The sequence below is a fragment of the Haloactinomyces albus genome (assembly GCF_031458135.1).
Classification (GTDB): domain Bacteria; phylum Actinomycetota; class Actinomycetes; order Mycobacteriales; family Pseudonocardiaceae; genus Haloactinomyces; species Haloactinomyces albus.
The window spans coordinates 3,062,965-3,074,935 of the sequence record NZ_JAVDXW010000001.1; the positions used below are offsets into that span (position 1 = coordinate 3,062,965).

An 11,971-nucleotide genomic window follows, 5' to 3' on the forward strand; every position below is an offset into this window, starting at 1 on the left:
ACTCGGCAGGACGCATCGCAGGCCGGAGTGGGACCCTGTGGGTATGGCACAGCGGCTTGCAGCGGCGACCAGCCCGTACCTCCTCCAGCACGCAGACAATCCGGTCGACTGGCACCCCTGGTCACAGGAGGCGTTCGACGAGGCACGGCGCCGCGATGTGCCGGTGCTGCTGTCGGTCGGCTACGCCGCCTGCCACTGGTGCCACGTCATGGCGCACGAGTCCTTCGAAGATCCCGAGATCGCTGCCGTGATGAACGAGCACTTCGTCAACATCAAGGTCGACCGGGAGGAACGCCCGGACGTCGACGCCGTCTACCTCGAAGCCACGCAGGCCATGACCGGTCAGGCCGGGTGGCCGATGACGTGCTTTTTGACCCCGGAGGGCGAGCCCTTCCACTGCGGGACCTACTACCCGTCGGCACCGCTGCACGGAATGCCCTCGTTCCGGCAGCTTCTCGACGCGGTCGCCCGTGCGTGGTCGGAACGTGGTGACGAGGTCCGGCAGGCAGCGACCAACGTGGTCGAGCAACTCGCGGGCCAGGGCACCGCGTTGCCGGAATCCATGCTGGACGACGAGGTCATCGCCGGGGCCGTGCAGGGCCTGCACGCGGAGTTCGACGCGAATGCGGGTGGCTTCGGAAGTTCGCCCAAGTTTCCGCCGTCGATGGTGCTGGAATTCCTGCTGCGTCACGACGAGCGCGCAGGCGAGCAGGACAGGACCGCCTGGAACATGGCCGAGGCGACATGCGAGGCGATGGCCCGAGGCGGCATCTACGATCAGCTCGCAGGCGGGTTCGCACGCTACAGCGTCGACGGGAACTGGGTCGTACCGCACTTCGAGAAGATGCTCTACGACAACGCGCTGCTGCTTCGGGCCTATGCTCATCTGGCTCGACGGCAGCAGGCCCTTGCCGCCGGAGAACGTTCCGCAGCCGGCGACGCGGTTCCCGGCCGGGCGCCATCGTTGGCCGAACGGGTGACCCGCGAAACCGCCGAGTTCCTGCTGCGCGAGCTGCGCACTCCCGAAGGGGGCCTCGCCGCCTCCCTCGACGCCGACACCGACGGCGTCGAAGGGCTCACCTACGTCTGGACCCCGGCGGAACTGCACGAGGTGCTCGGCGAGCCCGATGCCGGATGGGCCGCCGATCTGCTCACGGTGACGGAGACCGGCACGTTCGAACGCGGTGCTTCGACCTTGCAACTACGCCGCGATCCGGACGACTGGCAACGCTGGCATCGAGTGCGCGAGAGCCTGCACGAGGCACGCTCCCAGCGGCCACAACCCGCCAAGGACGACAAGGTCGTCACCGCCTGGAACGGCATGGCGATCACCGCTCTGGTCGAGGCCGCCGCCGTGCTGGACGAGTCCGAATGGCTCCGTGCCGCCGAGCAGGCCGCGAACCTGCTGGTCAACGAGCACCGCAACGATGGGCGGCTACGCAGAAACTCCCGTGCGGGCACGGCCGGACCTGCGGCGGGTGTGCTGGAGGACTACGGCTGCCTGGCCGAGGGACTGCTCAGCCTGCACCAGGCCACCGCTGCCCAACGCTGGCTCGATGTCGCCTGTGAACTGCTGGACAGCGCACTCGAACGGTTCGCCGACGCCGAGAACCCCGGTGCCTTCCACGACACCGCCTCCGACGCCGAAACACTGGTGCGCAGGCCCTCGGACCCCACCGACAACGCCAGTCCCGCCGGAGCGTCGTCGCTGACCTCGGCGCTCATCACGGCCTCCGCACTCGCGGGAGGGGATCGGGCACTGCGCTACCGGCACGCCGCCGAGCAGGCTTTCACCCGCGCAGGTTTGATCGCGCAGCGTGCACCGCGTTTCGCCGGGCACTGGCTTGCCGCCGCCGAAGCGTTGCACCACGGACCGCTGCAGGTCGCCGTCTCCGGTGGAGCGGACAGCGACCGTGCTTCCTTGCTCGGTGCTGCGCGGCGGCACGCTCCCGGTGGGGCGGTGGCGGTCGCCGGTGAACCGGAGGCGACCGGTGTGCCCCTGCTCGCGGATCGACCACTGGTCGACGGGTCCGCTGCGGCGTACGTGTGCCGCGGCTACGTCTGCGACCGTCCGGTCACCACCGTCGACGAGCTCGTCGCGGCGCTGCACTGAGAACTCGTTCGGGTGAGATTTGTGCAGTTTCGCGCGAAACTGCACAAATTGCTCAGGAGTACAGGGCCAGCCATATCGCGATGTGGTGGCACACCGCGGCCAGGGACACCGCGGAGTGGAAGAACTCGTGATAGCCGAATGTCGCTGGCCACGGGTCGGGCTTGCGGAGTGCGTAGAAGACCGCGCCCGCGGTGTAGAGCACTCCCCCGCTCAGCAGGAGTACCAGCGCTGCCACACCGGCGTTGGACAGCAGGTCCGGCAACACGAACACGGCCACCCAGCCGAGCGCGACATAGACCGGTACGCCGACCCAGCGCGGCCCGTTCGGCCAGGCCAGCTTGAGTGCGACACCCGCCAGGGCACCGCCCCAGACCACCGTGAGCACGACAGCCCCGGTCGTCGGCTGCATGGCCAGCATCGCCAGCGGTGTGTAGGTACCCGCGATGAACAGGAAGATCATCGAGTGGTCGAGTCGGCGCATCCATGTTCGCGCGCCGATGCTCGCCCAGGTCTTGCGGTGATACAGCGCACTGATCCCGAACAGCCCCAGCACCGTGGCCACATAGATCGTGGTTCCGAGCGCGGCCCGTGCGGACACCGTGGCGGCGGCCAGCGAGATGAGCGTGGCCCCCGCCGCGACCGCGACCACCAGGGACCAGAGGTGGATCCAGCCACGCAACCGGGGCTTGACGGAGGCCTCGGGCTGACGGGAGGAGATCACCGTAGTCACACCCCGACCCTACGGGACCCCGGGGGGCGGACGGTATGCGTCCTGCGGTGATGTACGTATCCGGTTGAAGGACCGAGGGAGTCGCTGCGGCCGGTCGGGTTCCGCGTAGGCTCGTGGAGCGTGGCGCTCAAGGTTCGGCTGCGGGAACTGATCTACGACCTCTACGAACGGCGACTGCGTCGCCAACTCGATGGTGCTCAGCCCCCCAGACATGTCGGGGTGATCCTCGACGGTAATCGCCGGTGGGCCAAAGAAGCCGGATTCGACGTCGACTACGGGCACCGCGCGGGCGCACGCAAGATCTCCGACTTCCTCGGCTGGTGTCGGGATGCCGATGTCGAGGTGGTCACTCTCTGGCTGCTGTCCACGGACAACCTGAGCCGTTCCAGCAAGGAGGTCGACTCCCTGCTGGAGATCATCGCCGGAGTGGTCGAGGAGATCACTCAGCCGGGGACACCGTGGCGGGTCCGGATCGTCGGTGCCCTGGACCTGCTCCCGACGGAGATCGCCGCCAGGGTCTCCGCGGCGGCGCTGCGCACGGAAGGGCGCGGGGGAATGCAGGTCAACGTGGCGGTCGGGTACGGCGGACGTCGCGAGATCGCCGACGCCGTGCGCAAGTTGCTGAAGCAGCATGCCGAGGCGGGCACGAGCATCGAGGAGCTTGCCGAGGACCTCGATGTCGACCACATTGCCGAACATCTGTACACCTCCGGTCAGCCGGATCCCGAGCTGCTCATCCGAACCTCCGGCGAGCAGCGGCTCTCCGGTTTCATGCTGTGGCAGTCCGCGCATTCGGAGTTCTGGTTCTGCGAGACCTACTGGCCGGCGTTCCGGCGCGTGGATTTCTTGCGTGCTCTGCGCAACTTCGCCGCACGGCACCGGCGCTTCGGCTCCTGACCGAGGAGGCGGCTGCACGGTGTCACCGTGGTGTGGATCGAGATCTCCGGGGAAGCCACGGAGAGCGTTCCGGTCTCTTCGGTTTCGTCACGCTATTGTGTGAACCATTTCGAAGTTGCCGCCGGTATGCCCGGAAAGGCCCCCGAATTCGTATTCGGAATAATTTCCCTGGTCTTCCGAACGGCACACATCGGGGCGCCGGAAATCTCGGCCCGGCGCCCCTTCGCATGTGCTGTCGGGTTTTGCGTCGGCAATTCCCCGTCGTCCGACCGGATCAGTCCTCGATGGAGGGGTGGTCCACGATCGGAGCGTTGACACACTGGGTGTTCTGCTCCGAGAGGAGCGGCACGACCGCACCAGCCACGGCGATGTTGTTCCCGCAGGCCTGCACCGGCAGGACACTGAGGTTGTTGTCGTTCAGGATGTTGATGCCGTCGTTGTCGTAGGTGTCGGCGTTGGCGACGGGGGCCAACGCGAGCAGGCCGGCGACGGCGCCACCGAGAACAGCTGCCTTCTTCAGCACTTTTGTTCGCTCCTTGTTGGTACGGGTGATGCGAACGCGGTGTCCTTTCAGGTGATTAACCCCAGTAGCGACACCTGATCGCACTTGGCGTGAAACCTACACACGTGTTGATCTAGGCGAAAGCCGCTTACCACTATTGTGTGGTTTATCGGCTAATTCCTCAAGTTTCTCGCCGCGGCCCTCGGGTCGGTTTCCTGCCGGAGTGACGCGGTCTCCACCGGGATTCCGCGAGTGCTCGCGGACAACAACGACTGGGGCGAGGCAGCGATACGTCGTACCGTTTCGGGCATGGACGCGCGCACGTTCGTCACCGAGTATCTGATGCTCGGTTTGCGGTTCGACCGGATCGCCGCCGGATTCGTCGACTGCTACACCGGAGATGCGGAATTGCGCAGGAGGGTGCACGACGAGCCACGGCCCGACCCGGCACGGCTCGCGGCGATGGCCGGACGGTTGCGCGCCGACCTGGCCGAGACCGACCTGGCCGAGACCGATCCGATCGAGGCCGGCACCGGTCCGTGCGCGAGCGAGCTGCCACAGCAGCGTCGGCGATTCCTGGATTCGCAACTGGCCGCGCTGGAGTGTTCCGGCCGCATCCTCGCAGGGGAGCGCCTGCCCTTCCGGAGCGAGGTGGAGGCGTACTTCCAGGTCACCATCGCAAGAGGGGATCAGGACGCCTACCGGCGGGCACACGTCGAACTCGCCGAGGTCCTGCCCGGAGGAGGGGCACTGCGGGAACGAATCGCTGCGGTTCGCGAGTCCGAGCGGGTGCCGATCGGCAAGCTCGAACCCTGTGTGCGGGCTCTGTCCGGTGCGTTGCGTGCTCGGGTGCGGCAGAGATTCGGTCTGCCCGAGCAGGAAGACGTCGAATACCGCCTCGTGACCGGCCGACCGTGGAGCGGATTGCACAGCTATCTCGGGAATTACCGGTCACGAGTGGCCGTCAACGCCGACTCGCCGCAGCGTATGGCGAACCTGGCGCACCTGGTCGCCCACGAGGCCTATCCCGGACACCACACGCAGCACTGCCGCAGAGGCAGTCGGTCGCCTGCCGGGACCTCCGCCGACGCAGCGCCGTCGAGCAGGCCCAGGCGGGATGAACAGGACCTCTCCCTGGTGAACACGCCGCAGTGCCTGATGTCCGAAGGGCTCGCCGACCTCGGACTCCACGCCGCGATCGGAGCCGGATGGGGGCCGTGGGCGGCGGAGATCTTCGCCGACCTTGGTCTGCGCCTGGAAGGCGAGCGAGCGGAACGGATGACCGAGATCCTGGATCGGCTTCGGCCGGTGCGGCAGGACGCGGCGCTGATGCTGCACGAGGAGCACGCCGACGAAACCGAGGTCATCGCCTACCTGCAGCGGTGGCTGCTGGTCCCGGAAGAGCGGGCCCGCAGACTGGTCGGTTTTCTGGCGCATCCGCTGTGGCGGGCTTACACCACCACCTATGTGGAGGGTTACCGGCTGCTGCGTTCCTGGCTGCGTGCCCGGCCACAGGAAGTCACCCCGGAGGAGCGGTACCGGCGGCTGCTGGACGAGCCCCTCGTGCCGCGGAGCCTGCGTGCGGAACTGGCGGGCAGGACACGGATATGACATCGCAACCGCGGGTGCTGTGCGCCGGGCTCGCCACGCTCGATCTCGTTCAGCGTGTCGAGGAGTTTCCCGGCCCGAACGAGAAGGTGACCGCATTGGACGCCGACCTGCTCGCGGGCGGGCCGGCCACGGGTGCGGCGCTCACGGCGGCTGCGCTGGGAGCGCGTACGACGCTGGTGACCGCATTGGGCAGTCACCCGCTGGCCGAGGTGGTCCGCTCCGAACTGACCGGATACGGGGTGGAGATCATCGATACGGATCCGCACAAGGCGGGGACACCGCCCGTGTCCGCCGTGTCCGTACGTGCGAGCACCGGCGAACGCAACGTCGTATCCAGGAACGCCGGGGGTGGGGACATCGCTTCCGACTTCCTCCCGGATGCGGCGGAGGCGGACGTGGTGCTGCTCGACGGGCATCACCCCGAACTCGCCACTCGCGTCGCGGCGTCTGCGCAACAGCGACGGATCCCGATCCTGCTGGATGCCGGAAGTTGGAAACCGGTACTCGGCGAGCTGCTCCCCCTGGTCGATGTCGCGGTCTGCTCGGCGGACTTCCGCGCCCCGGCGACGACGTGTCTCCTCGATCAGGGACCGGCACTGCTGGACCACGGAGTGCGCGCGGTGGCCGTCACGCGGGGGCCGGAGCCGGTTCTGTGGTGGCGGGCCGGACAAAACCGGGTGGCCGGTGAGGTCTCCGTTCCGCAGGCGACGGCCGTGGACACGCTGGGCGCGGGCGATGTCTTTCACGGCGCCCTCGCTCGAGCGATGGCGTCGATGCCGTGGTTCGAGGATTTTCCCGGTGCTCTCGGTGTCGCCGCGCGGGTTTCGGCGAGCAGGGTCGAGCACACCGGCCGCCGGAGCTGGCTCACCGACCTGCAGCAGAGCAAGGATTCGGCGCCGTTCGAGTGACGCTGCCGTTCGAGTGACGCTGTTACTCACCCGATCGGACCAGTGAGATCACCATGAGCACCTGTGTGGTGTGTGGCGACGAGGTGACGATCCGTTGAATCACCTGTGTGGCTGGCTGTCTACAGCGGCATGGTAAGGGTAGCGTCCGCGGGTGACGGGCCGTGTCCTATGCGGTCCGTCCGGGGAGGCCCTGGCCGTGGCTATTGGCAGGATCGGACGGTTCCCCCGGCACCGGTCCGGCCCGAAGCGGTGAGGGCGGCCCGGCCCGCCGACGAGCGGACGTGGCCCGCCACGCCCGCGAGGGAGTAGCCGTGACCACACGACGTTCCCAGCCTCAAGCGGAAACACCCACCCAGGCCACCGGCCGTGAACCGAGCCACTCTTCCGGCAGTATCGGGGCGCGCACCTATGTCCTCGACACCTCGGTGTTGCTGTCGGACCCGTGGGCGATGACCCGGTTCGCCGAGCACAGCGTGGTCCTGCCGCTGGTGGTCATCAGCGAGTTGGAAGGCAAGCGCCAACACCCCGAGCTCGGCTGGTTCGCCAGAGAGGCCCTGCGTGGCCTCGACGAGCTCCGGACACGCCACGGCAGGCTCGATGTGCCGGTTCCGGTGGGTGAGCAGGGAGGTCACCTGCACGTCGAGTTGAATCACTCGGACCCGCAGGTGTTGCCGCCCGGTTTCCGTACCGACTCCAACGATGCCCGGATCCTCGCGTGCGCGTTGAACCTCGCCGCCGAGGGCAACGAGGTGACCCTCGTCACCAAGGACATGCCGATGCGGGTCAAAGCCGCCTCGGTTGCGTTGGAGGCCGAGGAGTATCGAGCGCAGGACGTGATCTCGTCCGGCTGGACGGGCATGGCCGATGTGGATGTGCCCCCGAACTCCGTGGACGCTCTGTTCAAGGAGGGCACGGCCGATCTCGACGGTGCCAGGGAGTTGCCCGCCAACACGGGGGTCCGGCTGCTGGCCGGACAGCAGAGCGCCCTGGGGCGGGTCACCGCGGACAAGCAGGTCAAGTTGGTCCGCGGCGACCGCGATGTATTCGGACTGCACGGCCGGTCGGCCGAACAGCGGATCGCGTTGGATCTGCTGCTCGATCCCGACGTCGGGATCATGTCGATGGGCGGGCGCGCCGGGACCGGAAAGTCGGCGCTCGCGCTGTGTGCCGGCCTGGAAGCGGTGCTGGAACGCCAGCAGCACCGCAAGGTCGTGGTGTTCCGCCCGGTCTACGCGGTCGGCGGACAGGAGCTGGGCTACCTGCCGGGCAGCGAGGGCGAGAAGATGCAGCCCTGGGGGCAGGCGGTCTACGACACACTGGGCGCGCTGGCCAGCCAGAACGTGCTCGACGAGGTCGTCGACCGGGACATGCTCGAAGTGCTGCCGTTGACCCACATCAGGGGTCGCTCCCTGCACGACTCGTTCGTGATCGTCGACGAAGCACAGTCGTTGGAGCGCAACGTGCTGTTGACGGTGCTCTCCCGACTCGGGACGAACTCACGAGTGGTGCTCACCCATGACGTCGCCCAGCGCGACAACCTGCGGGTCGGGCGTCACGACGGCGTGGCGGCGGTCATCGAAAAGCTCAAGGGCCATCCCCTGTTCGCGCACATCACGCTGACGCGGTCGGAGCGTTCCCCGGTGGCGGCCCTGGTCACCGAGATGCTGGAGGAGGAGTTCACACCCTGACGCAGGAGATGGTGAACGCGTCGCTGTGGCGGCCGGAACGCTGCCGGAATGCCACAACGACGCGTTCACCCGCTCACTCCGGCGTGGATGTCCGATTCGTTCAATGCGGGGCATCCGGGCGGCTTCTATGGTTCGCGCATGACGATGCAATTCAGTGCTGTGGGCCTGGTCGCCGAGGACATGGCGGCGACACTGGCGTTTTACCGACTGCTCGGTCTCGACTTCCCGGCCGATGCCGACGCCGAACCGCACGTCGACGTGCTCCTGCCGAGCGGGGTGCGGTTGATGTGGGACACCGCGGAGACGGTGCGCTCGATCGATCCCACCTGGACATCGCCGTCCGGTGGGCACCGGGTGGCGCTGGCCTTCGACTGCGGTACACCAGCCGCAGTGGACAGTGCGTACGCCGAGATCACCGCAGCGGGACACGACGGGCACCACGAGCCGTGGGATGCCTTCTGGGGCCAGCGCTACGCGACCGTGCTCGACCCCGACGGCAACCCCGTGGACCTGTTCGCCTCCCTCACGACGTGACCAGTGCCGCGAAGCTCGCCCCGGCAAGGTCCCGAGTTTCCCGGATCAGGTGGGCCTGGTCGGCGTAACCGGCGTGTGCGGCGATCACCGCGCCGGCCAGTCCCGATTCGACGAGGTGCAGCGCGGCCCGGAAACGCAGAATCCGCGCCAGCGTTTTCGGGCCGTACCCGAACTGTTGCAGGCTCCAGCGATGGAGCTGTCTCTCACTCAGGTTCACGTGGTCGGCGACCGTGGACACCGGCGCGCCCTCGCGGAGCAGTCCGACGATCGCCGACGTTCGTGGGTCCTGCCCGACGTTCGGGTGCGATCGGGCGAAGGACTCCAGCACACGGCCGGGATCGGCTGCTTCGGCGACCTGTTCGACGAACGATCTCGTGCGACTGTCGCGCACGACCTCGGTCAGCGGCACGTGGGTGTTGCGCAGTTCGGTGGCGGGAACTCCCAGCAGACCGGGCAGGGAACCCGGCGGGAAGCGCAGACCGACGTAGCGGTCACTCGCGTGCCCGTGTACCTCGTGCGGGCGCGTGTCCGGGCCTGCGACGACGACCTCGCCGCCCGTCCGGATCAGATCCATACACCCGTCGGGCAGCACGAACCCCGAGCCGGGGATCGTCGCCTGCCACACGACCGCACCGGGGATCACCGACCGCCGTTCCTCGTACACGCTCGGAGTCTACCGAGCACTCCCGACACGGAGTCGGATTCACCGTGCAGATACGGCCGACGGCGAAGTCGCGACCTCGTGTCGGGGAGTCCGATTGCGACGACGATGGAATCGGCGATTCCTTTCGAGTGCTGCTCCCGGACGATCTGGTACCCCTGGGTGCGGTCTAGTTGTGGATGAGGATGTCGAGTTGGTCGGTGGCGTGGAGAAGCGGAACATCCAGGTCGTCGACTACGATTCTTGTTGGCCGAAGCGGTTCCGGGCAGAACGAGGTCGTTATTGCCGCAGTTCTGGGGCCGGTGGCGCGCAGGATCGAGCACGTCGGTTCCACGGCGTGTACCGGGCCTTGCCGCCGAAACCCATAGTGGATATCAACGTCAGCGTGTCCGACGTGGCCGAGGAGACGGCCTACCCTGATCCACTGCAGCAGGCGGGGGACCAGCTCCGCGTACGCGAGCCAGGGCATCGCATGCTGCGCACCCCGGCGCGCGATGTCCACACCCACGTCTGCGACATCGGAAGTGACTGGGAACGTCGACACCTGCTGTTTCGGGACTGGTTGCGTCACAGCGAGTCGGACCGCGCGCGATACGCGGCGGCTCAAGCAGGAGCTCGCCAAGCGGGACTGGATCGATATGAACGCCCACGCGGACGCCAAGTCCCCACTTGTCGCAGAGATCACCACACGTGCAGAAGTCTGGGCTGGATCCGGTGGCTGGAGGTTTTCACACCAGGAACATGGGGGTTCGTCGGATGGGGCAGCAATCGATCGACGACTGCTGTGATCGACTGATGGCACGAGTGCTTCGGCAGTCGATCGATTGTCGGGGATTCTTCGCCGAGGCCCGCCTGGGTGATCTTGGTGTTGAAGTTTTCCCTAAAACTGATCCTTCTCCCCAGTGCGCAGGGGCGTGCAGTTTTGTCGGCGGGTTCAGCCGGAGTCGGGGACACCTGCTGTGACCCAGCCTCGGATCTGTTGCGCTGCTTGCTCCGCGATGGGATGCCCGACGGGGCGGGTGACCAGGTCGCTGAGCGCGAACATGTCCAAAACGCGCCCCAGGTAGGCCCATTGTTCGAGGAGAGGCAGGTCAGCGGGTTGTTGATCGGCAAAGGCGGCGCGGAAGCCGTCGAGGAAGCAGGCGGGGTAGTCGACGCCGAACCGGACCATGTTCGCGGCGTCGGCGTAAGGGCAGCCGGAATAGCTGAATTCCCAGTCCAGGAGGGCGTTGACGCGCCAGCCGCTGCATGTGCGCGCGACTAGGATGTTCTTGGGGTTGATGTCGGAATGCACGAGGCGGGTGTGGTGGTCGATGTCGACCAGCGAAGGGGCGTGGGTCGTGCACAGGTCCACCCACGCCGCTCGCGTGGCCCGGTCCAGACGGGCTCGGGGAGTGGCGGCCATGCAGTTCACGGCGATCTCGGGCAGTTGCCGTGACCACGGGCGTTCCGCGGGGATGGTGAGGGCCTCGTCGGCGAAGAAGCCTCGGCGGTCGAACGTCGCCGCGCCGATGCCGGCGACGACACGTCCCACTTCCGCGCCGAGTTCGGCCAGGTCCGTTCCGCTGTGCTCTCCTTCGGAGAGCACACGACTCAACGGTGTTCCTGCCACGTGTTCCAGGACCATGGCTGGTCGAGTGCGCTCATCGGTGGCAGGCACGGTGAGTAGCACCTGCGGGACGGGAACGTATCGGCGGGCCATGTCCATGACCGTGCCTTCAATGGCGGGGTCCGCATCGCCGAGCCGGACGACGACCTGGCCGTCGGTCAGCGTGAGCAGGCACGTTTCGTGCGAGAATCCGCCGGCCAAGGTGCGTGTCGCCATCACGTGGCTTCCCAGTGCGGCGGCGATGCCGTGAACCTCCTGAGTCCGCATCGACCCAGTCTCGCGCAGCCGAGGTAGCCGAGGCTGTGGATCCTCGGCGAGTGTGGTCAGTGTCGTGTGTCGAAGTCGCCGTGCTCGGTGTGGTCGAGGAAAGAACGCCATGCACCTGGGGTGACGGTGAAGGTGTCGCTCGGAGCCTTGGAGTCACGGACCCCGATACCCGTGCCTGCGATCCGGACCTCCACGCAGTTGTCGCTAGCACCGGAACTCCGTGTGCTCTTGAACCAACCGGTGTCCAACATCAGACTTCCTCAAGGATCTGTTCGATCAACATCTTCGAGTCGTCAGGGGACAGCGCGAGCTCGTGTATCTGCTCAGAATGCTGCTGGACCGCAACGTCCTGCAGCAGCTCGTGGACCTCGGCAACAGGGTGATGGCCGAACTGGACGCCCCGGAAACCCCCTCGGTGCCGTGAACCGATGGGTCTCACCGGAGGTTGGTC

Annotated in this window: 12 protein-coding genes; 7 read left to right on the forward strand and 5 right to left on the reverse strand. The window is 67.2% G+C overall.

Features of this window, described 5'->3' with window-relative positions:
• Positions 1–43: 43 nt before the first annotated feature.
• Positions 44–2,113 carry a thioredoxin domain-containing protein gene (locus JOF55_RS14465; protein WP_310274491.1) on the forward strand — a complete coding sequence of 690 codons (2,070 nt, stop codon included), beginning with the start codon at positions 44–46 and terminating at the stop codon, positions 2,111–2,113.
• A 52-nt stretch (positions 2,114–2,165) separates the two neighbouring features.
• Here the strand turns inward: JOF55_RS14465 and trhA are convergent, their stop codons facing one another.
• Complete coding sequence (gene trhA / locus JOF55_RS14470) at positions 2,166–2,843, reverse strand: PAQR family membrane homeostasis protein TrhA (RefSeq protein WP_310274493.1); 678 nt, start codon at positions 2,841–2,843, stop codon at positions 2,166–2,168.
• Between the two features lie 120 nt (positions 2,844–2,963).
• Here trhA and JOF55_RS14475 point away from each other — a divergent pair, with 120 nt between their 5' ends.
• Complete coding sequence (locus JOF55_RS14475) at positions 2,964–3,740, forward strand: isoprenyl transferase (protein ID WP_310274495.1); 777 nt, start codon at positions 2,964–2,966, stop codon at positions 3,738–3,740.
• A 274-nt stretch (positions 3,741–4,014) separates the two neighbouring features.
• On the opposite strand, the gene JOF55_RS14480 is transcribed toward JOF55_RS14475, so the two are convergent.
• Positions 4,015–4,263, reverse strand: a complete 249-nt coding sequence (locus JOF55_RS14480; RefSeq protein WP_310274497.1) for a cousin-of-CoaP protein — start codon at positions 4,261–4,263, stop codon at positions 4,015–4,017.
• A 288-nt stretch (positions 4,264–4,551) separates the two neighbouring features.
• On the opposite strand from JOF55_RS14480, the gene JOF55_RS14485 reads away from it, so the two are divergent.
• The 4 genes from JOF55_RS14485 to JOF55_RS14500 all read left to right on the forward strand — a co-directional run bounded on the left by JOF55_RS14485 (position 4,552) and on the right by JOF55_RS14500 (position 8,983).
• Positions 4,552–5,853, forward strand: a complete 1,302-nt coding sequence (locus JOF55_RS14485) for a DUF885 domain-containing protein (protein ID WP_310274499.1) — start codon at positions 4,552–4,554, stop codon at positions 5,851–5,853.
• Positions 5,850–6,761 carry a PfkB family carbohydrate kinase gene (locus JOF55_RS14490; RefSeq protein ID WP_310274500.1) on the forward strand — a complete coding sequence of 304 codons (912 nt, stop codon included), beginning with the start codon at positions 5,850–5,852 and terminating at the stop codon, positions 6,759–6,761. The genes JOF55_RS14485 and JOF55_RS14490 overlap by 4 nt, the downstream gene beginning before the upstream one ends.
• A gap of 392 nt (positions 6,762–7,153) precedes the next feature.
• Entirely contained in the window at positions 7,154–8,449 is a 1,296-nt protein-coding gene (gene phoH2, locus JOF55_RS14495) for an RNA 5'-3' helicase PhoH2 (RefSeq protein ID WP_374727501.1), read from the forward strand.
• Between the two features lie 138 nt (positions 8,450–8,587).
• The gene (locus JOF55_RS14500; protein ID WP_310274504.1) at positions 8,588–8,983 is read left to right on the forward strand and encodes a VOC family protein; all 396 of its coding nucleotides are present in this window, start codon (positions 8,588–8,590) and stop codon (positions 8,981–8,983) included.
• Here the strand turns inward: JOF55_RS14500 and JOF55_RS14505 are convergent.
• On the reverse strand, positions 8,973–9,647 hold the full coding sequence (locus JOF55_RS14505; protein WP_310274506.1) for a helix-turn-helix domain-containing protein: 675 nt from the start codon (positions 9,645–9,647) through the stop codon (positions 8,973–8,975). The two genes, JOF55_RS14500 and JOF55_RS14505, sit on opposite strands and share 11 nt — an antisense overlap.
• A gap of 202 nt (positions 9,648–9,849) precedes the next feature.
• On the opposite strand from JOF55_RS14505, the gene JOF55_RS24475 reads away from it, so the two are divergent.
• Positions 9,850–10,440 carry a GrpB family protein gene (locus tag JOF55_RS24475; protein WP_374727502.1) on the forward strand — a complete coding sequence of 197 codons (591 nt, stop codon included), beginning with the start codon at positions 9,850–9,852 and terminating at the stop codon, positions 10,438–10,440.
• Positions 10,441–10,578: 138 nt separating this feature from the next.
• On the opposite strand, the gene JOF55_RS14510 is transcribed toward JOF55_RS24475, so the two are convergent.
• Entirely contained in the window at positions 10,579–11,520 is a 942-nt protein-coding gene (locus tag JOF55_RS14510; protein ID WP_310274508.1) for a phosphotransferase, read from the reverse strand.
• A 56-nt stretch (positions 11,521–11,576) separates the two neighbouring features.
• On the reverse strand, positions 11,577–11,771 hold the full coding sequence (locus JOF55_RS14515; protein WP_310274510.1) for a DUF397 domain-containing protein: 195 nt from the start codon (positions 11,769–11,771) through the stop codon (positions 11,577–11,579).
• Positions 11,772–11,971: the final 200 nt, after the last annotated feature.

Coding starts and splice junctions, on each gene's coding strand:
- JOF55_RS14465 (WP_310274491.1), top strand. CDS start 44: ATGGCACAGCGGCTTGCAGCGGCGACCAGCCCGTACCTCCTCCAGCAC.
- JOF55_RS14485 (WP_310274499.1), top strand. CDS start 4,552: ATGGACGCGCGCACGTTCGTCACCGAGTATCTGATGCTCGGTTTGCGG.
- JOF55_RS14490 (WP_310274500.1), top strand. CDS start 5,850: ATGACATCGCAACCGCGGGTGCTGTGCGCCGGGCTCGCCACGCTCGAT.
- JOF55_RS14500 (WP_310274504.1), top strand. CDS start 8,588: ATGACGATGCAATTCAGTGCTGTGGGCCTGGTCGCCGAGGACATGGCG.
- JOF55_RS14510 (WP_310274508.1), bottom strand. CDS start 11,520: ATGCGGACTCAGGAGGTTCACGGCATCGCCGCCGCACTGGGAAGCCAC.
- JOF55_RS14515 (WP_310274510.1), bottom strand. CDS start 11,771: ATGTTGGACACCGGTTGGTTCAAGAGCACACGGAGTTCCGGTGCTAGC.